This is a genomic window from Sessilibacter sp. MAH1, assembly GCF_054658315.1.
This window is the reverse complement of sequence record NZ_BAAGIC010000003.1, coordinates 267511-292791: the sequence shown is the minus strand read 5'-3', so window position 1 is coordinate 292791 and position 25281 is coordinate 267511. Positions and strand designations below refer to the sequence as shown.

16 protein-coding genes are annotated in these 25281 nt (G+C 40.8%); 5 read left to right on the top strand and 11 right to left on the bottom strand.

What is annotated here, in order from left to right; all coding sequences use genetic code 11:
• Window positions 1-446 precede the first annotated feature (446 nt).
• A complete protein-coding gene (locus ACYQ28_RS04650) occupies window positions 447-1766 on the top strand; it encodes a deoxyguanosinetriphosphate triphosphohydrolase (RefSeq protein WP_460048231.1) in 1320 nt (439 codons plus the stop codon).
• A gap of 98 nt (window positions 1767-1864) precedes the next feature.
• Here the strand turns inward: ACYQ28_RS04650 and urtE are convergent, their stop codons facing one another.
• From urtE to ACYQ28_RS04620, 6 genes are all read right to left on the bottom strand, one after another.
• Complete coding sequence (urtE, locus tag ACYQ28_RS04645) at window positions 1865-2560, bottom strand: urea ABC transporter ATP-binding subunit UrtE (protein WP_460048232.1); 696 nt, start codon at window positions 2558-2560, stop codon at window positions 1865-1867.
• Window positions 2557-3393 carry an urea ABC transporter ATP-binding protein UrtD gene (gene urtD, locus ACYQ28_RS04640; RefSeq protein ID WP_460048233.1) on the bottom strand — a complete coding sequence of 279 codons (837 nt, stop codon included), beginning with the start codon at window positions 3391-3393 and terminating at the stop codon, window positions 2557-2559. Before urtD ends, urtE begins: the two co-directional genes overlap by 4 nt.
• The gene (gene urtC, locus ACYQ28_RS04635) at window positions 3393-4532 is read right to left on the bottom strand and encodes an urea ABC transporter permease subunit UrtC (protein ID WP_460048234.1); all 1140 of its coding nucleotides are present in this window, start codon (window positions 4530-4532) and stop codon (window positions 3393-3395) included. Before urtC ends, urtD begins: the two co-directional genes overlap by 1 nt.
• Entirely contained in the window at window positions 4532-6208 is a 1677-nt protein-coding gene (urtB, locus tag ACYQ28_RS04630) for an urea ABC transporter permease subunit UrtB (RefSeq protein WP_460048236.1), read from the bottom strand. The genes urtC and urtB overlap by 1 nt, the downstream gene beginning before the upstream one ends.
• A 144-nt stretch (window positions 6209-6352) precedes the next feature.
• Complete coding sequence (gene urtA, locus ACYQ28_RS04625; protein ID WP_460048531.1) at window positions 6353-7594, bottom strand: urea ABC transporter substrate-binding protein; 1242 nt, start codon at window positions 7592-7594, stop codon at window positions 6353-6355.
• A gap of 111 nt (window positions 7595-7705) precedes the next feature.
• Window positions 7706-8671 (bottom strand): porin, encoded by a 966-nt coding sequence (locus ACYQ28_RS04620; protein WP_460048237.1) that lies wholly within the window; start codon window positions 8669-8671, stop codon window positions 7706-7708.
• 611 nt (window positions 8672-9282) lie between these two features.
• Between ACYQ28_RS04620 and ACYQ28_RS04615 the strand changes: the two genes are divergently transcribed.
• Entirely contained in the window at window positions 9283-12741 is a 3459-nt protein-coding gene (locus tag ACYQ28_RS04615; protein WP_460048238.1) for a hybrid sensor histidine kinase/response regulator, read from the top strand.
• Window positions 12742-12757: 16 nt separating this feature from the next.
• On the top strand, window positions 12758-13657 hold the full coding sequence (locus ACYQ28_RS04610) for a response regulator (RefSeq protein WP_460048240.1): 900 nt from the start codon (window positions 12758-12760) through the stop codon (window positions 13655-13657).
• A gap of 220 nt (window positions 13658-13877) precedes the next feature.
• On the opposite strand, the gene ACYQ28_RS04605 is transcribed toward ACYQ28_RS04610, so the two are convergent.
• The 5 genes from ACYQ28_RS04605 to ACYQ28_RS04585 form a co-directional block, all read right to left on the bottom strand.
• A complete protein-coding gene (locus ACYQ28_RS04605; protein ID WP_460048241.1) occupies window positions 13878-15743 on the bottom strand; it encodes a DUF885 domain-containing protein in 1866 nt (621 codons plus the stop codon).
• Between the two features lie 421 nt (window positions 15744-16164).
• Window positions 16165-17502 carry an aminotransferase gene (locus ACYQ28_RS04600; protein WP_460048243.1) on the bottom strand — a complete coding sequence of 446 codons (1338 nt, stop codon included), beginning with the start codon at window positions 17500-17502 and terminating at the stop codon, window positions 16165-16167.
• Window positions 17503-17797: 295 nt separating this feature from the next.
• Complete coding sequence (locus ACYQ28_RS04595) at window positions 17798-19171, bottom strand: APC family permease (RefSeq protein ID WP_460048245.1); 1374 nt, start codon at window positions 19169-19171, stop codon at window positions 17798-17800.
• Window positions 19172-19272: 101 nt separating this feature from the next.
• Entirely contained in the window at window positions 19273-21555 is a 2283-nt protein-coding gene (locus tag ACYQ28_RS04590) for a TonB-dependent receptor (protein WP_460048246.1), read from the bottom strand.
• A 795-nt stretch (window positions 21556-22350) separates the two neighbouring features.
• Window positions 22351-23241 carry a LysR substrate-binding domain-containing protein gene (locus tag ACYQ28_RS04585; protein WP_460048247.1) on the bottom strand — a complete coding sequence of 297 codons (891 nt, stop codon included), beginning with the start codon at window positions 23239-23241 and terminating at the stop codon, window positions 22351-22353.
• Between the two features lie 662 nt (window positions 23242-23903).
• Here ACYQ28_RS04585 and ACYQ28_RS04580 point away from each other — a divergent pair.
• On the top strand, window positions 23904-24455 hold the full coding sequence (locus ACYQ28_RS04580) for a flavodoxin (protein ID WP_460048248.1): 552 nt from the start codon (window positions 23904-23906) through the stop codon (window positions 24453-24455).
• Between the two features lie 9 nt (window positions 24456-24464).
• Window positions 24465-25154 (top strand): hypothetical protein, encoded by a 690-nt coding sequence (locus tag ACYQ28_RS04575; RefSeq protein WP_460048249.1) that lies wholly within the window; start codon window positions 24465-24467, stop codon window positions 25152-25154.
• The last annotated feature ends 127 nt before the right edge of the window (window positions 25155-25281 follow it).

Genomic DNA, 25281 nt, shown 5'->3' with positions numbered 1-25281 from the left:
TTCCAAAAACCGAATTTAATTCACCTAAAAACCATTTTAAAAACTAACAATCAAATTAAAAAACCCATCAAAACAACTGACATAAAAATCACTTTTAGAGTAATTATAAATACGACATTTAATTTACTTATAAACAGCAAGCTAAATTTTTCAAACCTATATAAAATTTATTTAAGGGCATTTATGAAAAAACTACGCAGACCAAAATCACAACCAAACCAAACCACCAAATACATATACAAAGCTACTAAAACATACAATATATTGAAAATCATTAATTCATAGGAATAAAAATCATCAAAGACTTACTGATAAAATGAAAATTGCGACACAAATTCTGACAAGTTGACGCCAAAACATATGCCATATAACGTATGAAATATTATTTTAATATAGCTTATTTTTAATTCAGCTATAAACTTCAAAAATTTCTGAGCACGTGTTATATGGACTGGAAAAATCTATTATCCACAAAAAGATTCTCACCAACAGAATCGAATTTAAACTCTGAAGATAGCCGAAGTGAGTTTCACAAAGACTACGATCGAATAGTATTTTCTTCGTCATTTCGGAGGTTAGGTAGAAAAACACAAGTTCATCCTCTTGCAAATAATGATCATATTCATACACGTCTAACACATTCCATAGAAGTAGGTAGTGTGGGTAGAAGTATTGGGCATAGTGTTGGAAAATTTCTTGAGCAGAAATCAGTGTTGCCAAAAGGCATTTCCCCCCAAGAAATCGGCGCTATCGTTCAAGCGGCCTGCTTGGCTCACGACATCGGTAATCCCCCATTTGGTCACGCTGGAGAGTTCGCTATTCGACACTGGTTTCAAGATAATGGACTTAAATTAGCCTTAGAGTCCCAAAATGAAATAAATGACTTTAAATTATTCGAAGGAAACGCCCAAGGATTTCGAGTTGTAACCACTGTTGAGAATAGCTACGAAATGGGAGGGCTGCGCCTTACGTACGCTACATTAGGAACTATGGTTAAATATCCATGGTTCTCGGATCATGCGCTTGCCAAGAACAAATGTAAATTTAATTTTTTTCAATCAGAAAAAAACATAGTGCATGAACTTATGAAGGAGCTAGGTCTTGAATCATCTACCAAAGATCTGTATCTCCGCCACCCTTTGTCCTATTTAATGGAAGCTGCAGATGACATTTGTTACAAGATTCTAGATATTGAAGACGCACTAGAATTAGACATACTGAGATTTGAAGAGGTTTCAGATATATTAAATAATTTGGCCGGTTTAGAATCCGAAAAAAGTGCGGAAAAAAATAAAGATACATTTCCAAATCGAGGAAAAGTTTCCAAATTAAGATCAGAAGCTATAAGCAACTTAATCAAAAAAGTTACGAAAATTTTTGAGAACAATTACGACGATATAATTTCTGGAAATTTTCAGGGTGACTTAATCTCAAAAATTGAAGGAATAGAAAAAACAGGTATTGAAGAAGCTAAGAAAAAAACCACAGACAACATTTTCTTAAATAGACGAAAAATTGAATTAGAACTTGGTTCATACGAAGCATTAAACAGAATACTTTCGGCTTATATTGAAGCTGCAAATGAAATCAAACAAGGCAATCCTTCTTTCAAATCGAAGAGAATAAATGACTTGATGGGTTCAAAAAAGATTACAGAACAAATGAGTTCTCATGAATGTTATTTACTTATAACAGATATAGTTTCAGGCATGACCGACAACCATGCAACTCACGTTGCAAATCAACTTTTAGGTCAGGCATTATAAATCGGCTAAAAATTAACTTATAAAAAACCTATCTTCAATCACAAATGTATAAAACTTCGATGATTTAAAAAAGGGCCTATATTTTTAAATATAGACCCTCAAACCGCCAAATATTCTTTAATCACTTCGTCCGATAATTTACTCATTTCTCCAGACGCGACTATTCTGCCTTTTTCCATTATGGCGTAGTCTTGTCCCACTTTTCGGGCAAACGCGATTTTTTGTTCGACGAGTAATACGGTGGTATTGAATTCTTTGTTAAGCCGAATGATTACGTCGCCAATTTGTTGGACGATGTTGGGCTGTATGCCTTCGTTGGGTTCATCGAGAATTAACAGCTTGGGCTCTATGGTGAGTGCGCGGCCAATGGCAAGTTGTTGTTGTTGCCCGCCAGATAGGTCACCGCCTCGGCGTTTTAGCATTGAATTTAATACCGGGAATAATTCGTAGATTAATTCGGGTATTTTTTTGCTGCCGTCGGTTCTTCCCGCAAGGCCTGTGCGTAGGTTTTCTTCTACGGTAAGTTGCGGAAATATGTCGCGGCCTTGGGGTACATAACCCACGCCCAGCTTTGGGCGCAAGTGTGTTGGACTGCGAGTTATGTCTTTGCCATCCAATAAAATATTTCCCGATTTAGTCGGTAATAATCCCATCATGCATTTTAATAAGGTGGTTTTACCTACGCCATTGCGTCCTAATAAACAGGTTCGGCTACCGGATTTTAATTCTAAATTTAAATCCCACAGTATTTGTGAACCACCGTATAACTGGTTTAGATTTTTTAATTCAATCAATGGGATTCTCCCAAATAGACTTCTATTACATTGGGGTTATTTTGAATATCGTCCATATTGCCTTCGGCCAATACAGAACCCTGATGTAACACGGTGACTTTTTTGGCGATACTGCGCACAAAGGCCATATCGTGCTCAACAACCACTACCGTGTGTTCTCCGGCCAGCGAGGTTAACAGCTCTGCGGTGTGTTCGGTTTCTTGGGGTGTCATACCGGCCACAGGTTCGTCTACCAATAATAAACGCGGTTCAGAAACCAACAACATGGCAATTTCTAACCATTGTTTTTGCCCGTGCGATAATGCGCCTGCCATTTGCCGAGCGTGTTGTTTGAGGTTTACAAGATCGAGCATTTCAGCAATGCGATCTAAGTGTTCGCCGTTCATGCGATAAAAAATGCTGGTTAAAATCGCTTTATTCATTCGCAAAGCGAGTTCTAGGTTTTCAAATACGGTGTGATTTTCAAAGACCGTTGGTTTTTGAAACTTACGACCAATGCCTAAATTGGCAATCTCGGCTTCGGTTTTTGTTAATAAATTATGAGTTTGACCAAAATAAGCCGTACCAGAGTTAGGCCGTGTTTTTCCGGTAATTACATCCATTAAGGTTGTTTTACCGGCACCATTCGCGCCAATTAAGCAACGCAGTTCACCGTCGTTGATGTAAAGATTTAAATCGTTCAATGCTTTAAAACCATCAAACGAAACCGTTAAACCTTCAACGTACAAAAGTACATTGTGAGAAGTATCGATATTAATGGATTTTTCGGGCACTAAAAAATCGAAAACTCGATCTTTATTAATAAAATTTCGAAGATGACTAAACGGTTGCATTAGGGTTTATCCTCCATTGATTTATTTCGTGAAGATAATAAACCCACAATGCCACGCGGCAGAAAAATGGTCACACCCACAAAGAGCGCGCCTAAGGCAAATAACCATGCTTCAGGAAGAATTCCGGTAAAATGGGTTTTTGCAAAGTTAACCAGTAACGCACCTAATACTGCACCATACAACAGGCCTCTCCCACCAACGGCAACCCACACTACCACTTCAATAGAATTCAACGGTGCAAATTCACCGGGGTTAATAATACCTACCTGCGGCACGTACAACGCACCGGCAATTGCGGCGATTAATGCGGAATACACAAATAGCCAGACCTTGTAGTTTTCGGTTTTAAAACCAACAAAACGCACGCGACTTTCTGAATCGCGAATGGCTTCAATTACGCGACCAAATTTAGACGATAAAATAAACTGGCTTAAAAGATAGATAACACCCAAACATGCGGCGGTAATTAATAGCAAACAAATTCTCGTAGTATCACTTTGTAAATCAAAACCGAGAATGTCTTTAAAATCGGTTAAACCGTTATTACCACCAAAACCCATTTCGTTGCGAAAAAACGCCAGCATTAACGCATAGGTAAGCGCTTGGGTTATTATCGAAAAATACACTCCGGTTACGCGCGATCTAAACGCCAGCCAACTAAAAATAAACGCCAATATGCCCGGAATTAACAGCACCATAAGCATAGCAAACGGAAAAGAATCAAACCCTTGCCAAAACCATGGCAGTTCAGACCAATTTAAAAACACCATAAAATCTGGCAAATCTGGATTACCGTACACGCCTCTATCGCCGATTTGGCGCATTAAATACATGCCCATCGCGTAACCGCCCAGCGCAAAAAAAGCACCGTGGCCTAAACTTAAAATACCGCAATAGCCCCAAATGATATCTACCGCCATGGCAAGCAGCGCGAAACTCAAATATTTACCCAACAGCGTTATGGTGTAGGTATCTACATGTAATGCAGATCCGGCCGGGAATAATTGATTACCAATTGAGGCCAATAAGGTAACAACAACCAGAAGAGCTAAAAATACGTTACCACCACGGCTAGATAACATACCTTCGCGGGATGTGTTATTTATGGATAAAAACGACGAGTTTATTGCGTTAGCCATTATTCTGCCGACCTCCCTTTTTGTGGGAATAAGCCCCTTGGCCGTTTTTGAATAAACAGCACAATAAAAATTAAAACAAAAATTTGTGCGAGCACTGTACCGGTAAGTGGTTCTAGGAATTTACCAAATACACCCAAAGAAAACGCCGCAACCAGCGTGCCCCAAAGATTACCCACACCGCCAAACACCACCACCATAAACGAATCGATAATGTAGGATTGACCGAGGTTAGGGCCAACATTGGTTAATTGGCTAAGTGCAACACCTGCCACACCGGCGATGCCAGAACCCAAGCCAAAGGTCATGGCATCAACCCAGTCGCTTTTAATGCCTACGGCTTTGGCCATATCGCGGTTTTGCGAAACAGCTCGCACGTACAAGCCCAGCGAGGTTTTTTTCATCACTAATAACAGCGCTACAAACACCATTAACGAAAAAATAATAATGTACAGGCGATTATAAGTGAGTGATAAACCGGGATTAATCTGTAAGGCTCCGGCCATCCAGTCAGGTGTGCTTACTTGTCGGTTTAATGGTGAAAATATACTGCGCACGGTTTGTTGTAATATCAAACTTAAACCAAAGGTAGCGAGTAAGGTTTCTAGTGGCCTGCCTTTTAAAAATTGAATAATGCCACGTTCAATGGCAATACCAACTAATGCACAAACAATGAATGCCGCAGGAATAGCAATTAATACAGATAACCCAATATAATTTGGCATTAGGGTTTGAATTACGTAAGTTGTATAGGCACCCAACATTAATAGCTCACCGTGGGCCATGTTGATAACACCCATTACCCCAAAAGTAATGGATAAACCGATGGCGGCCAGTAACAACACAGAACCCAAGCTCAAGCCAAAAAATAGTCGCTCTAGAAATCCGTAAAATTCGAGTTTACTGTCGATTTTTTTTAGCGCAGCCTCTGCCAATTGGATAAGTTGTTTATCTTGCGTTATATAATTACCGTCCGAGTCTTTTTCAATAATGGCATTGAGCGCACCTCGGACTTCTGGATGCAATTCACCGTCGAGCGCTTTAATCGCTAATTTTTTCTGATCAATGTTTTTAGATTGTAACGCGGCTATATTTAATGCCAGTTCTATTTTATTTTTAATGGCGGTATTTTTTTCAGATGCTTTAGCTTCTTGCAGCAGTTCTATATTTTCTGCTGTAAGATTAGCCATTAAGTTTTCTACTGCTGTTTTTCTTCGCTCGGGATTTTTACTAAACAAGGTGAACTTAGCAATGGCTTTTCTCAACTGAATGCGCAATTTATTATTAACACGTATTTTTTTGATTTCATCGTCATTGATGCGTGCAATAATGCTTAGATCTATTACATTGGTAGCCACATAGGCTTCACCGCCATTTAGCTCTTCGTTAAGCGTAATTACTGCATTATCGGCTTCAATAAAATACAATTTTCCCTCAAGCATAAACTCAAATAAAACCAGCGAGCGGTCGTCTGATAGCAATTCAAGTGCGTCGATAATTTCGGGCAAATCTTTTAATTTCGCCGAGGGCATTTGCGCGACTAATTGTTCAAATGTGAGCGAGTCACTGGTCTCAGCAGCTTGAATATCTGAAGTCTGCGCGCGCGATGAAATCACAACAAAAAGTGTTAGTAAAAAAAATACAGCGAGCTTTTTAAGTTTAAATAGTACCGTATACATAAACTCACTTTTATAGATATGTTGAGCACACAATAACAATCCCAAAATAATTTCGGAATCATTATCAGCGTGGTGACTATTTAATAGCCTTTGATCAATTCCGTTATGAATTCATCAAAGGCTCCATGAAAAAATATGAATGGATTAGAAATTCTGGCCCGAGCATTTTTCGGTTTTTACATTGTAATTACCGCATTTAATGGGTGCAGTCCAATCGGCAATAATATCTTTCGAACCAGGAAGGTAATCAGACCAGGCATCGCCCGGTACCACGCTCTCGGTTTTCCAAACAACTTCGAATTGACCATCTTCTTGAATTTCGCCAATTAACACCGGTTTTGATAGGTGATGGTTTTTATTCATCACGGCAATGCCACCGGTAAGATTTGGTGAGGTAATGCCAATCATTGCCTGCTCAACGGCATCAACATCGGTGGTACCGGCTTTTTCAACGGCGGCAGTCCACATGTTAAAGCCAATGTAGGTTGCCTCCATGGGGTCATTGGTGACACGCTCTTTACCGGTAAATGCTTGCCAACGTTTTATAAAATCTTCGTTAACATCGGCCTCAACACTTTGAAAATAATTCCAAGCCGCCAAATGACCAACCAACGGTGCAGTATCTAAACCAGACAACTCTTCTTCGCCGACCGAGAAAGCCACCACCGGAATATCTTCGGCAGAAACGCCTTGGTTCGCCAGCTCTTTATAAAACGGCACGTTAGCGTCGCCATTTACGGTTGAAACCACCGCGGTTTGCTTACCTTCGCTGCCAAACTTTTTAATATCAGAGACAATACCTTGCCAATCAGAATGACCAAACGGCGTATAGCTGATCATAATGTCTTTTTTATCGACACCCTTTGCTTCTAGGTACGCTTCTAAAATTTTATTGGTAGTGCGTGGATAAACGTAATCGGTACCGGCAAGTACCCAGCGTTTTACGCCTATTTCATCCATTAAATAATCCACCGCCGGAATTGCTTGTTGATTAGGCGCGGCACCGGTGTAAAAAACGTTTTTCGACGATTCTTCACCTTCGTATTGCACGGGATAAAATAATAATCCGTTTAATTCTTCAATAACCGGTAACACCGATTTACGAGAAACCGACGTCCAACAACCAAAAATAACGTCAACGTCGTCTTTGGTAATTAATTCGCGGGTTTTTTCGGCAAATAATGGCCAATTAGAAGCGGGGTCTACTACGACCGGTTCTAATTTTTTACCGAGCAAACCACCTTTTTTGTTTTGCTCGTCAATCATCATTAAAACCGTGTCTTTTAACGTGGTTTCTGAGATCGCCATGGTGCCCGATAGCGAGTGTAATACACCCACTTTGATGGTCTCGCCCGCTAACAATACATTTGATAAGGTTAACGACATGGTCGCTGCGGTAGCGATAAAAATGGTCTTTAATTTCATAGCTGTATACCTTACTTGTTATTTTTTAAAGAGCTCATTTAATGCTCAGGTAAATGAGTCAATTGATATTATTTAGAACGTAAATAAAGCTTCTAAAGCAAACGTATTTGTATCAACATTGTTGATGTCATCGGAATCCATTCTAAATTCGGCAATTAATTGTAGGTTTTCACCTACTTTTAGGCTTGGGGCAATGGTGATTGCACTCAAGTCGGTAATTGTTTGACCGGTAGGATCTTCAGTTTCATAAGCGTGATAGCGCAAGGTTATTCCGTAGTCTCCCGAGGCATAATTTGCCATCAATAAATATCCATCAGATTCGTCATCCAAACCTGTTGTGCCTTCTGCGATGTTGTATTCCGCTGCAAAGGTAAAACCTTTGATTTCGTACGAACTCCACACATTTAGCGAATTACGATCTGTTTCCGACAGATAAAACGCCTTGGCAGTTAACCCTTCTACAGGATTTAAATGAATACCAATTTCTGATCCCAAATTATTAGTATCGCTTTCTATAGGATTAGCAAATAAATCGTTTACTACCGATAAGGTCACGGATATCGCTTTATTAAAGACGTATTTACCCGATACTCCCTGCTGATAAAAACCGTAAAAAACCGGTGCATAACCAGTACCACTTACCTGATACAAGCCAGTAGGCTCTTCGGTTTCCCACCCGGTATAACTCAAAAAACGACCAGCCGTTACGCTAAAGGATTTATCAATTTGTTTAGTGATAAATGCTTGCTCAATAAATGTCTCGTCTTCTCCGTTACCGGTGCCATTTTCACCAAACTCGATATCAATACGGGCAGAAACACCCTCCGCACCTTGATAAGTAATATCAACTTCAACCTGATCGACCGAAAATTCATTATCACTGTCTTCAGCGCCGTCCATATCTGTACTGACGAACGACATGTCGATAAACCCAGTGGCACTAATACCTTCTGCAATCTCTATTTCGGCGTGACACAAAGGTGCTGTTAATAACAAAGCGGTCAAAAAATAAGTAGGTCTAACAGTTGAATACTTCATAACAGCAATATCTCCCTTTACATGAATAACTTGGCGACAAAGATTGTTTAAATAACCTTGGTTCTGGGCCAATTATGCAAAGGTGAGTAATTGATAAGAATTCGGTGATTGACGCTAAATACTGCGCAAAATGACGTATTGATAAAATCGTAAAATACCGTTTTTCAAGCCAAAAACGCCCAAATATCTGGCAAGATAATTGCCATCCAATAGTCATTGAACTACTGACAAGCAAAATAAATAAGATAAATGCACAAATTGAGATCACATAAAAACTAACAGCACCACACTAACGCATTGTTTTTTTTACATTCAAATATTTTTAGGATGTGATCAACTCGTGGTTTTTTGCGATTTTGATTTATGAAAGGTGGCGCTGATTAACCCAGAGTATCAGCAATCCAAAAATGAGTTGCCAACACTGAGTATTGTCGATGAATGAAATGGTAACGATATTGAACATCACCTTTTCAATTTCTGGCTGTTGATTAAATCATGAATGGGTTAATCAAAATTTCCCGTAGTAAAAAAGTCACCAATAATATACGCAGAACTCTTAACGGTTATTCGACGTTAATAGCTTGTAAACGCATACTCAAAAAACGCATTCTGTGAACATACTATTTAACGATCAATCCCAAACCGCAAAGTCAAAAGCTCAACCCCATCGACAATATAATCAATGGGTGGCTAATGAAACCTTAGAAGATTTTGCTCTGCGATACACAGCTCGACGAGCGCGGCAATGGTCGTTTTCTCGAATTGCGAATACCGCCCTAGGAACCAGTTCGTTTTTAGTTCTGGAATTACTCGGCGCCACTATCGCTATTAATTACGGCGTGTACCACTCGTTATGGGCTATTTTTGTCGTTTGTACGTTATTGTTTTTATCCGGCATTCCCATTAGCTACTACGCCACTAAATACTCGGTGGATATCGATCTGCTAACCCGCGGCTCAGGATTTGGGTACATTGGCTCGACAATATCGTCGTTAACTTACGCGTCTTTTACCTTTATATTTTTTGCGCTTGAAGCCACTATTATGGCGGGTGCGCTCAATTTACTCTTTCATATTCCGGTCTGGTTGGGATATTTAATCAGTGCCGTTGTGGTAATTCCCCTTGTGACCCACGGCATCACGATGATCAGCCGAATGCAGCTAGTCACTCAACCGTTGTGGTTGCTGCTGCAAATTGCGCCCATTATTTATATTGCGCAGCATCCACAAAATACCCTTGATTTATGGCTTAATTTTCCCGGTATTAACTCGACGGTAAATAGCCAAAATTTTGATTGGATGGCTTTTGGCGCTGCCACTGCGGTGTTATTTGCGCTCATGGCACAAATCGGTGAACAGGTGGATTTTTTGCGATTTATGCCCGAGCCTAATTCTAACTCCGACATTAACAAGAAAGATCAAAAAAAATGGTGGCTTGCCATATTAAGTGCAGGGCCAGGCTGGGTAATTTTTGGTGCTATTAAATTAATTTTAGGTACCCTTTTAGGATTTATACTGCTGCAACAGGGGTTTTCGGTTGATAAAGCATCCGACCCAACCATTATGTACAGTACCGTATTTCAGCATTTTTCTTTATCACCCCAATGGGCATTAATCATATCGGCATTATTTGTGATTATTTGCCAAATAAAAATTAATGTTGCCAATGCTTACGCAGGCTCTTTGGCTTGGTCAAACTTTTTCTCGCGATTAACCCATCACCACCCCGGACGTGTTGTCTGGTTAATTTTTAATGTAACCATTGCTTTGTTGCTCATGGAACTTGGCGTGTATCGTGCCATTGAGACCGTGCTGCACCATTATTCGGTTTTTGTATTAGCTTGGTTCGGCTCCATTATTGCTGACTTAGTCATTAATAAACCGCTAGGATTAAGCCCCAAACACATTGAATTTAAACGCTCCAAGCTGTACGACATAAATCCGGTTGGTGTAGGCTCAACCGCCCTCGCCTCTATTTTCGGTGTTTTTTCTAGCACCGGTTTATTGGGTAACGAGCTCGCTGCATTTTCAGGATTTATCGCCTTTTTTATGCCGTTTATTACGGTTCCTTTAATTGCCATTGCAACGAAAAGCAAATACTACTTAGTTGAGGCTGATGATTGTCATAATACAAACTGTAATCAGCCTATAGAAATAAAACCACTAACGAAACCTCACACGCAAGATACTTGTACATTATGCAGCAATCAATTTGATCCCGAAGATCTTAGCCATTGTCCATTTCACAACGCCACTATCTGCTCGTTATGCTGCGTACTAGAAACACGTTGCAATGATAAATGCCGACCCAACGCCCATCTTTCTGCACAATTAACTGCTCTGTTAAAACCTATTTTTGGCGAAAGTGCGTATCGTTATTTTCTGGGTCCAACCGCGCAATTTATATTTGCATTCACCATAATTTCGGTCATTTCTGCGGGCATATTTTATATTGCTTATTTTCCAATTTATGGCAACGGCACAATAGAACATTTAGCCGTGCAGCAAGCGTTAACAACAAGTTTTGTACTGATTTTAATATTGCTGGGCGTGCTGGTTTGGTTATTTATACTGGCTCATAAAAGTTCAAAAATGGCACTACAGGAGACTAATCTACAAACCGAAAAACTGGTCAAGGAAGTCTCCGCGCACAGAATAACCTTAAAAGAGCTGGAAAAATCGCGCCGAGTCGCAGACTCAGCCAACATTGCTAAAAGTAATTATGTCACCGCGCTCAGTCACGAACTGCGTACGCCGTTAAACGTTATTTTAGGTTATGCACAGCTTTTACAAAAAGATCACAAAATTTCCGCGGCTCACCAAGATAAGCTATCAATTTTGCATCGTAACGGAGAGCATCTGGCGACAATGATCGAGGGACTGTTGGAGATCTCTAAAATCGAGGCCGGACGTTTGAATTTAAATTCTGACAAAGTTCGTCTCGATTTAATGCTGGATCAGTTGGTAAAAATGTTCAAACAGCAAGCTGAATCGAAAAATCTCGAATTTCACTACCATTGCCCAGAACATCTACCCAAAACCATTAAAGTCGACGAAAAGCGATTGCGTCAAATACTCATTAATTTGTTATCAAACGCGATAAAATTTACCGAGGTTGGCTCTATTTATTTTTCGGTAAGTTATAAAAACCACGTTGCTCAATTTAAAATCCGGGATACCGGCTATGGCATTCCTTCAGAACAACTAAAAGCTATTTTTCTGCCGTTTGTACGTGCAGAAGAAGCCGAACAGCGGCAAATATCGGGCTCAGGATTAGGTCTTGCTATTTGCCGACAGCTGACCGACATGATGGGTGCTGATATCGAGGTTGAAAGTGAAGAAGGTGTTGGCTCGACTTTTACCTTATTACTTCAAGCTGCACCTACACAAGATCAAGTTGTGGAACAAAATCCACACGCAACCATTGTGGGTTATTCTGGGCCGGTAAAAAATATTCTGATAGTTGACGACAACAGTGATCACCGACAGCTCTTGGTTAGTCTGTTAACACCATTAAATTTTAATTTATTGCAAGCGCAGAATATAAAATCTGCTATAACCTTACTCAATAACATTGATCTGGTTTTGCTGGATATAAAACTGGGGGCTGCATCCGGCTGGGATTTGGCGAAATATATCAGAGACAACTTTGAAAAATTGCCGATCATTATGGTCTCTGCAAATGCTCGTGGATTCTACAACGTTAATTCCAGCCAAAAGCTGCATGACGATTATTTAGAAAAGCCGATTCAACTCGACGCACTTTTAGAAAAAATACGGAATCTTTTAAACATTCAATGGATTTATGATAACGATATTAAACCACCCAATAACACTGTAAAAGCATCAGAAAAATCGGAGTCTCAGGCCACAAAAACCGCAACACAGAACGTACACAATATTCAACAAAATGCTCAAATCGGCAATTTAAACGAAATATTGATTGAATTAGACCAGTTAGAAAGCTCTCAAGGATTACCTCAAAACACCTTAAATAAGATGCGTACTTTCGCCAAACATTTTAACTTCGAAGAATTGGAAATTATCACAACAGACATTCTCAAGTCTTGAAAGGTTGAAAACAACGATGAATAGCAACGGGCATCAACCCATTACGGTACTTATTGTCGACGATTCACCAGATTCGTTAGGGATGTTAAATCAAGCGTTGAACTCCGAAGGCATGACGGTACTGGTCGCCTTGGGCGGCAAACAAGCACTTAAAATAACCGAGCGTATTACCCCCGATATTGTTTTGCTTGATGCACTAATGCCAGAAATAGACGGTTTTGAAACCTGCCGTCAAATTGTTGCCAAAAAACCCTCGTTACCGATTATCTTTATGACGGGCTTATCGAAAACAGAAGACATTATCCGCGGATTAGAATCGGGGGCCGTAGACTACATTACCAAACCGATTAATAATCAAGAAGCTATTGCTCGACTAAAAGTTCATGTACATAACGCCCGCAGACAACTCAGCGCTAAAGCTGCGCTTGATTCGGCGGATCAATCGATTATCGCAATCGACAAATTGGGTTTTATAATTTGGGCCACCAATCGCGCCGAACAACAGCTCGATCAATACGAGCACGAGCCCCAAATACTTTTTTCACATTTACAAACCGCGTTAAATAAAACCTGGGAAAAAGACCCAACCGCAACCGTTCAGCTAGACGGTTTTGAAAATTCCACGATTAGTGTTACCTACCTTAATCAGGTTGGCTCTCAGCATTTAATTCGGCTTTCTGGCCACAACCATAATCTAGACTTGGCACGGCTGATTGAAAAACTACCCGTTACGCAACGCGAAGCGGAAGTATTACTGTGGTTATCGAAAGGAAAATCCAATTGGGATATTGCAACCATTCTGGGTATAAAACCGAGAACAATCAACAAACACCTAGAGCAAATCTTTAAAAAATTGGATGTTGATAATAGAACGGCCGCTGCTGGCATTGCTCTAGATGCGGTGTCTTTTGCTTAGCTTGGCAATTACATATTGTTTAAAGACGCTTATGATGGGTTGATTCGGGAAAAAACTCTGCTTGATCTATAGGAACCTCTGATTAACTCATCCATGATTTAATCAGAGATTCCTATACATAATAACTCGAAGAAATTCGAGTTTTTTAACTTGCTTGCACATCCTTGTGCGATTAAAAACTCTTATAAAGTGGAGTTTTTATATATTTGCTATCGAAAATTTATTTTACTGTTTCAATCCAAGCATTCACCTTGTCTTCTAACATTGAAAGCGGCATTGGGCCATCTTTTAAAACTAGATCGTGGTAGGCTTTAATATCAAACTTATCACCAAGTTGTTCTTTGGCGTATTCGCGCAATTCCAGTATTTTAATTTTACCCACAAGATAAGCGGTTGCTTGGCCCGGATAAACTATGTAGCGCTCAATGGCTTTAACGGTGTCGTTTTCCGGGTTAGGTGTGTTGTCTTGCAAGTATTGAATCGCTTGTTCTCGGCTCCACTGTTTTGCGTGAATACCGGAATCTACCACCAATCGACAAGCGCGCCATAATTCCATGGCAAGGCGACCAAAGTCAGAATACGGGTCTTGATAAAAGCCCATTTCTTTACCTAAATACTCACTGTACAAACCCCAACCTTCGGTAAAGGCGGTAAAGCGTGCAGTTTTCTGGAATTCAGGAATACCTTCTAATTCGGCGGTAATCGCAAGTTGCATGTGATGACCCGGAATACCTTCGTGATAAGCCAATGCTTCCATTTGGTACGTTGGCATATCGGCCATGCGATAAAGGTTTACGTAATAAATACCTGGACGGCTGCCATCGGGTGGTGGGCCTTGGTAGAAGGCTTTACCGGCGCTTTTTTCACGAAACGGTTCAACGCGTTTTACGTTAATTTCTGCTTTCGGAAAAATACCAAAATAATTGGGTAAGGCGTCGCGCATGGTATCGATAATTTCGACCGATTTTGCCAAATATTGGTCGCGACCTTCGTCGGTTTCTGGATAGAAGAACTGTGAGTCTTCACGCATAAATTTAAAGAAATCTTGCAGAGAGCCTTTAAAGCCGACTTTGTCTTTAATGACTTCCATTTCGGAATGAATGCGTTTAACGTTATCCAAACCCAGTTGGTGAATTTCTTCGGCACTTAAATTGGTGGTGGTGTAATAATTTAGAAGTTGCGCGTAATAAGCATCACCTTTTGGCAAACGCCACACACCGTCGCCTTCTGGCGCTTTGGCTTGTTGAACTTCAAGTTCGGCAATTAATTTTTCGTAGGCCGGTGCGGTGACTTCTTTTAATATTTTTGTCACTTGTGCTAAATACGCATCGGATGCTTCTTCAGTAAGCTCAAGGCTGGCAAGTTTTTTACTAAAGTCTGCAAAAATGGGATTTTCGGTTTCGCTATCATCAAAGGGAACACCGGTGATCACATTTTTCGATGCTTCAATCATTTGTGGGTAAGTCCAACGGGGTGGATATACTCCCAAACCGGCTTGATGACGCATAAGATCAATGGTTTGATCAAACAACGGCGCTACTTTTTCAAGACGCGATAAATAGTCTTTTAAATCTTGCTCGCTGCTCACGCGGTGGATATTAATTAATAAACTGGGAACGGTTGTGTGCCACGAACGAAACTGCTGCATAACATAATCGTTATCGCGGAATTCGTATTGAGCAATGCTGCGCTCTAAACCTGCTTTAGAAATGGCTAGGGTGATTTTGTTTTGATCATCTAATTGTGACGCATCAAACTTTTCTAAAATCGCAAGGCGGGTTTTGTCCAGCTCATGTTCTTCGTCTTGTTTCGCTAACGAAATGTCATTCCATAATCCATAGCCTTCTTTAGAACCACGGTAAGATGCAAATAACGGCGAGCGTTTTAGATCTTCTTCGTAAAATTGCTCTAGGGTGGAAATGAGCTTCTCTTGCTCAGTTTTTTCGCTTGTGCTTGCTGGTGCTGATTCACTGGCAGAAACTTGCTCTGAACGCTTAGAAGCCTCTTCGCTTGGGGAACAGGCAATCATTGCCAAAGAAGTGGCAGCTACTGCACTGGTCAGTAGCAGCTTTTTAAATGTTTTCATCGTAATGAATTCCGCTGTGTTAGGTTCACTGTTGTTCAATCAAAACGCAAAGAGTTATGGCTCTAGACCAAAACGAAATCGAATCGATCAACCTCAAAGTGTATAAATTACAGGCAATTTTTTTCGCACAGTCATAGGATCATCATTGACAGGCAATCAGCGGCGATTTGTGGGAAATCTGCACAACGCTATAAGTTAGGCGTCAAACAACTCGGAATGCTTGTTTGAGACCATTTTGAAGAATTTCTGATTAACTCGTGCGTAATTTAATGGGCGTTTTCTTAACGATAAGGACTTGGGGCATTTGAACAAGATAAAAATTGAACACTGGGAATTAAGCAGAAAATACATCAAGAGGCGAGAACTTGGCTCCCCCAAAGAGAAGCCAAGCGCTGGGTTAAAGATTTTTAACGGTTGAGTTTTATTGAGCTTTAGCCGAAAACTCTAGAGTTTTATGAAGCGAACGTTCTAGCTTTTCAATCAACTCATCGATTTGCGCTTTGCTAATAATTAACGGCGGACAAATCGCTACGGTGGTTCCTGCAACCGGTCTTACGATCAAACCATTTTCTTCACAGGTTTTTGCACAGAATGCTGCAACACCTGCGGGTGGTTGTGATCCCGGTTGATCGGCGGTAATAAACTCTATTGCCGCCAGTAGGCCTTTTCCTCTAACTTCACCGACGTTGGCAAAGCTTTCGAACTTACGTAATTGTTGCTGTAAATATTCACCGGTTTCGGCGGCTTTCGCAAAAATATTATCGCGCTCGTAAATTTCTAAAACTTTATTAGCCACCGCACAACCCACAGGATGGCCGGTGTAAGTATAGCCGTGACCAAAAACGCCAACTTTATTGGATTGCTCTACAATGGCTTCGTAAAAATCACCGCTAATTACCGAGGCACTGATGGGGAAATACGCTGATGATAATTGTTTAGCAAAGGTCATTAAATCTGGGGTTTTAATGTTCATGGTAGTGCAACCAAAATCATTACCGGTACGACCAAAACCCGTAATCACTTCATCGGCCCAGAATAAAATGCCGTGTCGCTCTAAAATGGGTTGAATTTTAGGGTAATAAGATTCTGGTGGAACGATAACGCCACTAGCGCCAGTAATAGGCTCAGCAATAAAGGCGGCAATGGTTTCTGGTCCTTCGCGATCAATTAATGCTTCTAAATTTTGTGCAATACGATCGACAAATGCGGCTTCGCTCTCTTGCGATAATTTACCGCGAAAATAATGCGGGTGATCGGTGCGTAAAATACCGAGTGCATCCAAAGGCGCATCAAATTCAGCAAGGTTTACCGGAAGACTGGTTAAAGAGCCAGAAGCAACCGTAACACCGTGATAGGCTCTTTCGCGAGTTATGATTTTTTTCTTATTGGGTTTACCAATCGCATTAAAATAGTAATGTAAAATTTTAATGTGTGAATCGTTGGCGTCTGACCCGGAATTACCAAAAAATACCTTGGCATTTTTAACAGGAACCATGGCTTGTAGGCGATCGGCAAGTTCACGACTAGCCGGATGGGTTTTGCCACCAAATAAATGCGCAAAACTCAGGTTAGACATTTGTTCTTTGGCAGCTTCAATAACCTCTTGGTTACCATAACCCAAAGAGGTGCACCATAAACCCGCCATGCCTTCTAGATATTGTTTACCATTTTGATCATAAACGTAAACACCTTCACCACGGGTAATATCCAGTTGCTCGATAGAGGTAAGATTGGTGATGGGATAAATAATCGAAGTCATGTATTACTCCATGAAAAATGGGACTTCTAAATTACGGATTTTTAGCAGACAGTGAATTATTACAAATCTACTAAAAGCCTTTGATTTTTGCGCTCTGGTTAAATCTGTAGAAACTATTGACTCACTCATTTGCAATTAGATCAACAGTAAGAAATACATTTACGTTTCATAACCTTACTAACTAAATTGCCAAGAAAATTATGGCAATGGAGTTTTTTACGAAAAGCATCGCTTCAGTCAATACTTTCTGCAACAGTTAACCAGAGAGTTGTTACTACTCACTTACGTGTAAGTGTTATTTATAACTAACGGCTAGCGATTTATTACTAAGCGATTGATAAAAATAAGCGCTAAAACCAAAACCAAACCACAACAAAATAATAACCCATTCGTGCGGCCATTTAAGAGCACCGGAACTGCCCGGGAAATAAAGTAGCAGTAATCCAAAGGTACCTATAACGCCTACAATACCCCAAAACTTACCAAAGCTGGCCTTAAATGGCCGGGGCATGTCGGGTTCGCTGTAGCGTAGTTTTAAAAACGACAAAGCGACCACAATATAAGCAATGACAAATCCCATACTGCCGGCGTTGGAAATCCACACCAGTAATTGTTTGCCAAAAAATGGACCGATGACACCAATGGCCGAAATCACATAAATAGCGTTTACAGGCGTGTGGTATTTTGGGCTAACTTTGGCAAAAAATTGTGGTAAAGCACCCATTTTAGCCAGTGCATACACCGCCCGGCTGCCACCAATTAAAAAGCCATTCCAACTGGTTAAAATACCGGCCAAACCACCTAAGATTAAAACCTGTTTGCCCCATTCACCCCAAGCAACTCCGGCGGCATCCACCGCAGGTAAACTTGCCGCGGCTAAACCGGTTTCGTCAAACAATAACGATACCGACAAAATAACGCCGCAATACCAAACCACACCCAAAATAACCGCAACAATAATTAGTTTACCAATGCTCTTAGGAGGTAAGTCGATTTCAGCCGCCGCTTGGGGAATTACATCAAACCCACCCATCAAGAATGGCGCCATGACCATAACCGCAGCAACGCTGGTAAATACGGAACCCACAAACATTGGCGAGAGGTTTTCGGTTTTACCGCTCACAAAAGAACCGGTGAACAATAAAATACCGGCAACAACAATGACGGCGGTAACCAGTGTTTGGAAAATAGCCGAGGTTTTTACACCGCGCACATTGAGATAACAAAATACCAATGCACCAATGGCACCCACCACCGCGGAGCTTAGATAAACGTCGTGTCCGGCAATTTGCCATAAAAAGATATGATCTAAATTGCCAACTACGTATTCGGCCACCTGCGGTAAAGCAACGGCTTCAAACACGGTGATTGATACATACCCTAAAATAAGCCCCCAGCTGCACACAAAACCCATTAGTGGCCCAAAAGCACGTTGACCGTAATTTTGCGCACCACCGGCTTCTGGCATTGCTGAGGCAAGTTCGGCGTATAAAACACCAACCACCGCAAGCACTAAACCCGCCGCAATAAAACCACCAATGGCACCAAAGCTACCGGCGACCACAATCCATTCGCTGACTAATACAACCCAGCCCCAACCGATCATGCAGCCGAATGCCAGTGCTAGGGAATCTCTAACTTTTAAACTGCGTTCTAATTCTTTACTCATTTTTAATCCCTAATGAATAAAACTGAAGTACTTTGCAGCCGTAACCTAAATTAGACGGCTCGCGCTGCAAAGCACCCAGTGTTTAACTATTTTAGTGACTTTTAAAAGTGAGTTTTGAAAGAGACACCGTAAGTTCTAGGCGTACCGACTTGACCAGAAACCACACCGGCACTGCCAGAGGTTAAGATTTCGGTAAAGTAGAGTTCGTCTTCTGCGTTTTTAATCCAAGCACTAATTTCCCAACCTTGTGGTGCTTCTACACCGGCACGGAAACCTAATAAGCCATAACCATCTTGGCTAATGGCCTCTAAATTATCCACCGAGAAGAAAACATCGTCTTGGTAGCTGTAATCACTTTGTACGTAGCCAGAAAAACCTTGGCCAAATTCAAAGCTGTAACGTGCCAACAAGTTGTAGGTGTATTCTGGAGTATTTGCAGGTTGGGCGTCGTCAAATTCCAATAAACCAACACTGGCCGATACATTCGCATCGGTATAACCCACACCACCGCGCAATTCAAAATTAGGCGTAACGAGCCAATTAATTTCTACTTCGGCACCTTGTACGTCGGCGCTACCGGCGTTAAAGATAGTAAAGCGGCCATCGGGTAAGTCGGCGAATAATTGTTGATCTTTGTAATCGTACAAATACGCCGCGGCGTTTAAGCGTAAACGCTGATCTAACAACGTTGATTTAAAACCAATTTCGTAGGCATCAATAAATTCGGGTTCAGCAGAAGAGTGATCGCCAGGGCTTGCTGCCCAGAAACCATTCCAAACACCTGCTTTATAACCACGGCTATAGTTTGCGTACAACAAAATGTCTTCCGCTAAATTATAGTCGATACCAATTTTACCGGTTAATTCGGTTGATTCGATATCTTCGTCATCGACCAAAATAGGATCATTCACCGAGAAGAAGGTTACGTCACCGGTAAAATCGTCGTCGAAGTTAACCGCAGTGGTACCACCGTCAAACGAAATATTGTCGTAAGAAATACGCACACCGGCGATTAATCGGAATTTTTCAGAAAGCTGAGTCTCGGTATGCAAGTAACCGGCAACACTTACGGTCTCTTGGGTGAAATCAACTAAAACGTCGTGGTTTACACGATCGGTGTAGCCGTACAAATCGGTTACGTCTTGCGTATCTTGATAATAAATAAATCCGGTTATCCAATCGGTCACGCCTTTATAAGGCTCAACAGACGAGAAGCGGAATTCTTGGCTGAACACTTCGATATCATTGCGATAGGTGGTATCACCAATACGGAATGGACTACCGTCGAAATCTTCTTGCGTAGTTTTATCCAATAACTCGTAAGCCGTAATAGAGGCAAAATCGACGGTATCGGTTAACGCAAAGTCGGTATTGAGCAATAAACCAAAACTGTCGGCTTCGATTTTAGGATTTAAACTAAACTCACCTACACGCGGATCGGTATTTTCATCGTAATAACCCACACGGTTTACACAGTTAGGATTATTAATAAAGTTTTGAATAGAATTGGTTGCGCGATCTAAACAGTTATTGCGGTACTGTTGACCATCAACACCCGGTAATTCCGGCGCTGCACCAGAAGGATCATCTAAAGCACTGCGGCCGATACCTACCCAAGGTTCGTTTTCACTTTTATCTTGGCCACCGTGAACGTTAAAGTAGACTTCACCGTTTTCTAACTCAAATAAAAATCCGGCGCGAATTGCGTAGGTGTTGGTGGTACCCACATCACGATTACCGCCGTTATTAACATTGGTAAAAGTACCTTCGTCTTGACGAGTCCACTTACCGGAAAGGCGCATAGCAACGGTGTCGCTCAACGAAATATTTTGCGCGGCTTCGGTTTCTAAACCATCAAAGTTACTGCCGCCAACTTTAATATAACCTTCATTATCGTGGGCTGGACGTGCTGTTGCAAAACTTACCGCACCGGCGGTGGTATTTCGACCAAACAAGGTACCTTGTGGGCCTTTTAAAACTTCTACTTGCTCGATATCGAATACCGAGAAACTCATCATGGTGTTGGTGGGTAGGAATAATTCATCCACATAAACGCCAACAGGTGCAACACTGTTTGACGTAAACGCTGCGTTACCAATCCCGCGAATGGTGAAAATGGGCGCGGATTTATTTAAAACGTTTTTTACATTTAAATTCGGTGTGTGTAATGCAATATCTGCCGGTTGATTAACACCCAGTTTTTCTAAACTGCTGCTGTCAAAAGCGGTAACCGCAATACTCACATCTTGGGCGCTTTGCTGGCGTTTTTGAGCGGTTACTACTACTTCTTCTAGTTGGTAACTACTCTGAGCAGATGCGTATCCACAGAATAAAATATTCGCGGCAATAAATAACTTCGTACGGTAAAAATGTAGCTTTGCCATTGGTTCGTTTAACTCCCAAGGTTCTAGTCAATAGTTATGTGTTGGCCTCATGACTTGCCAACAAGACTTTAGAATTATTATGAAGCGTTGCTAGATGGGGTTTGCTTAAATTTCAGCATTTTTTATTTGAGCGCGACAATACGTGTTAAATATATTCACGCCAATCGAGAAAATTTACAGATTTATGGCAATTTTTTTCACTCAGAAACCATCTACCAGCGATTTGAATTGTGTTTTTTGTGATCGACTTAATAAACCTGTGCCTTTACACGATTAATATTTCTAAAATATTTAACAATTTCAAAGTTAGTTATAAAAATATTGAACACAACTATTTTGTATAAAATAACATCGTGAAAACCAACCTAGGGGTGAGAAAAATTATAAGACTCTGTGTAATTATTTATTGAGATTAAAACACATTCAACTTAGCGAATAAAAAATCAAACAGACGAACATTAAAATTAAAATAAGCGTTTTACATTTACGAACCCTAAAAATAAAAAAGGCAGAAGCTTTTTAAACTTCTGCCTTTAAACTTATGACTCTAAATTTTCGACTTAAAAACAAAACATCAAACAACTTATAGGAACCTCTGATTAACCTATCCATGACTTAATCAGGGAGCAGAAATTGAAAATACGATTTCCAATTTCTTCACAACTTCAATCACTTACCGTTCTTGAAATTGGCGACACATCCTTGTGTCGCGAGAAACTCTAGGTTAATCAGAGTTTCCTATAAAATTGCCGTGATAGGTATTATCAATTCCTAAAAACTGTTTTATAAAATCGATTATTCATCTTCAATTAATCGATCGCGAGTAATCCATTCTTCAAAAATAGAAACCTTTAAAGGTTTATTCGCTTCGGTTTGTGTCAGCAAATAATATTCGTGAGCTTCATCAATCGGTAAATCAAACAACTGCACCAATTGGCCATCACGAATAAAATCGTAGGCCTCAAAGGTATTTCCTAAAGCAACACCATAACCCAACCTAGCCGCGGCCAATGCTTGACTGGTATTTGAAAAATAAATATTGGATTTTGGTGAATCTGGATCAACACCGTAGCGTTCAAACCAACGCGACCAAAGTACTTCGCCGTCGTGAATAATGGTAAAACTGCTTAAATCATCGGGATTATTTACCGGTGCACGGCCTTGCAAAATTGTCGGACTGCAAACCGGATACAGTGGCGGCGCACCCAGTTTTTTTACCGAGCGATCACCTGAGTTTGGTCGTCCATAACAAATGGCAATGTCGATGTCTAACGGAATGTCTTTTTGTAAAGGCTCGATTTCTCGAACGCGCAACTCAATGCTTGGGTATTTTTGGTAAAACTCACAGATGTGTTTTGCCGCCCAACTGGATGCAATGGTTTGCGTACAAGCAACCACTAAAGGCCCGCTCAGCTCCAGCGGATTTAAATTACGGGTTGCATCGGCAATTTTATCAAAACCGTCTTTAACAGATTGATACAAACGCTGGCCGGCCGGAGTTAACGCTAGTTTATTGTGAGCGCGAGAAAATAATTTAACGGATAACTGCTCTTCTAAAGCACGTACCTGGTGACTAATAGCACCATGACTCACCCCTAATTTTTCACCCGCCCTACCCAGGTGCAAACACTCAGCAGCACTTTCAAACGCACGCAACGCCGAAAGTGGCAAGTTTCTTCTATCCAAGAAAACCTCCGAGAGATACTCAAATGTACTGACCAAATGATCAGCTTTTTTACTGTAAGCTGAGCTTGCTTGTGAATTAAATTCACATTTTTTGTTATTTTTTACCTAAAATCAGTGAAACTAAGTAACAACGTGAGCGTAATGGCAAATTTTATTTCACACAAGCCTATAGATAGTTTTTTCACTAAATTAAATAGATTTTGTTGTTTTGATAAAAATTACAAACATATGTATCACAAAAACACGGATTTCTTTTTAAGACTTAAACGAGAAATTTTTTGCACGCTAAAGCCCAAAGGTAAAATAATTTTTATTATCTAAGTTGGTTTTCTGTATTTTTAACCCAGCAATAAATCGTTATTTAGATAACTCTAGTATTTTTAAAAGCGTCTTTTTTTTCGTTTATTTAATAAGAGGAAATTCTGCTTAACCTAGAGTTTCCCGCAACACAGGGATGTGTCGCCAATATCAAGAGCTGTAAGTGATTGAAATTGTACAGAAGTTGGAAATCACTTTTTCAATTTCTAACCTCTGATTCATTCATGGATGAGTCAATTAGCGATTCCAAGAATTAACTATGCCAACAGATGGCAAAATCTATTTTGATGGCATTTTTCTTGCCGATAGCAGATATATTCTTATTTGTTGCGGAGCTTCCGGCCATGAAAAAAATAGGCATTTTTTTTGGAACCGACACAGGTACCACTCGATTAGTGGCCAAGAAAATTTATAAAGCCCTTGGTGAAGACCTAGCCGACAAGCCGAAAAACATCAATCGCACTCGCCCTGAAGAACTGCTCAATTACGACTGCCTAATCCTTGGAACGCCCAGTTACGGTGTTGGCGATTTACCGGGTAAAGATACTGGCTGCGTGGAGGCGGGCTGGTCGGACTTCGCGCCTCATCTAGATGGTTATGACCTTAAAGGCAAACGCGTTGCGCTGTTTGGCCTGGGTCATCAAGAACGCTACGCTTCGCGTTTTGCCAGCTCGTTAATTAAATTGTATCAATTGGTGTATGGCTACGGCGCCGATGTGGTGGGCAGTTGGAGCACTGACGGTTATGAATTTGAGCATTCGGACGCAATTATTAACGGCCAGTTTGTTGGATTAGTGTTGGATCAACGCACCCAAGCGTTTTTAACGGATGAGCGAATCGAGCAGTGGCTTGCCCACACGCTGCCTGCTCTGCTGGATAAATCGGCCGCCGCTTAAGGAAACACTATGCCTGAGCAAACCGTACAAATACCGGAAATTACCGGACTGACCTACATTAATCGTTTGCAGTTAGCGTCGAGTTCACGTCTACAGGCCATCGAAAGTCATTTTGGCTCTCATGCGGTGTCGCTGTCTTCGTTGATGGGACCCATGGGCGAAGGACCACAGTGGCCAAGCGGCGCATCTTGGTTAGCAATACAACATAATGGTAATCCTTGTATCGTTTCCGACGGACTCTCTGACCCTTACGTAGAAAGAAATAAACCCAAAAACGGCCTTGGCTTAGAGGTGTACATAGAAGCTGCCGACCTAACCATTCCAGACCCAAGTAACCTAGAAAGCCTTGCAAATACATGGTTGTTTCCCATGATTGCAGAAATAAGCCACACCCTCGCCCAGTATCCAAGACTCTGTGAAAAACTTTTAAACGACGAACCTCTCGCCCTAACATTTAATATCGAACATATAAAAGATGGCCGAGGTTTAGTAGGCGCACTTCTGCACAACCCAATTGAAAAACCGCAATTAAATACCAATAACGGTGGTTTTAAATTAATTGCTGCAACCTTATTAACAACAGAAGAATTGACCTTTTTAAAAGGTAAAAAAGAAACCGGAAGAAAAGCTTTGTTTGAGAAATTAAACGAAAGTAATATTTTAGGACTAACCTTAAGCGCCAGAAATTCTGTTATCTAGCCTCTATAGCAAGAATTCCTTTTTCAAAAATCGATCACTTTAGTTTTCCCTTCAACGGTGCTTTATATTGTTGTAGTTACCAATACTCCCTTCTCGTGGTTTAATTTCATAAATGTTTACAGTTACA

What these genes read in the sequence shown, in the direction of transcription:
- ACYQ28_RS04650 (WP_460048231.1), top strand. Translation starts at nt 447, where the DNA reads ATGGACTGGAAAAATCTATTATCCACAAAAAGATTCTCACCAACAGAA.
- urtD (WP_460048233.1), bottom strand. Translation starts at nt 3,393, where the DNA reads ATGCAACCGTTTAGTCATCTTCGAAATTTTATTAATAAAGATCGAGTT.
- urtC (WP_460048234.1), bottom strand. Translation starts at nt 4,532, where the DNA reads ATGGCTAACGCAATAAACTCGTCGTTTTTATCCATAAATAACACATCC.
- urtB (WP_460048236.1), bottom strand. Translation starts at nt 6,208, where the DNA reads ATGTATACGGTACTATTTAAACTTAAAAAGCTCGCTGTATTTTTTTTA.
- urtA (WP_460048531.1), bottom strand. Translation starts at nt 7,594, where the DNA reads ATGTCGTTAACCTTATCAAATGTATTGTTAGCGGGCGAGACCATCAAA.
- ACYQ28_RS04620 (WP_460048237.1), bottom strand. Translation starts at nt 8,671, where the DNA reads ATGAAGTATTCAACTGTTAGACCTACTTATTTTTTGACCGCTTTGTTA.
- ACYQ28_RS04610 (WP_460048240.1), top strand. Translation starts at nt 12,758, where the DNA reads ATGAATAGCAACGGGCATCAACCCATTACGGTACTTATTGTCGACGAT.
- ACYQ28_RS04605 (WP_460048241.1), bottom strand. Translation starts at nt 15,743, where the DNA reads ATGAAAACATTTAAAAAGCTGCTACTGACCAGTGCAGTAGCTGCCACT.
- ACYQ28_RS04600 (WP_460048243.1), bottom strand. Translation starts at nt 17,502, where the DNA reads ATGACTTCGATTATTTATCCCATCACCAATCTTACCTCTATCGAGCAA.
- ACYQ28_RS04595 (WP_460048245.1), bottom strand. Translation starts at nt 19,171, where the DNA reads ATGAGTAAAGAATTAGAACGCAGTTTAAAAGTTAGAGATTCCCTAGCA.
- ACYQ28_RS04590 (WP_460048246.1), bottom strand. Translation starts at nt 21,555, where the DNA reads ATGGCAAAGCTACATTTTTACCGTACGAAGTTATTTATTGCCGCGAAT.
- ACYQ28_RS04580 (WP_460048248.1), top strand. Translation starts at nt 23,904, where the DNA reads ATGAAAAAAATAGGCATTTTTTTTGGAACCGACACAGGTACCACTCGA.
- ACYQ28_RS04575 (WP_460048249.1), top strand. Translation starts at nt 24,465, where the DNA reads ATGCCTGAGCAAACCGTACAAATACCGGAAATTACCGGACTGACCTAC.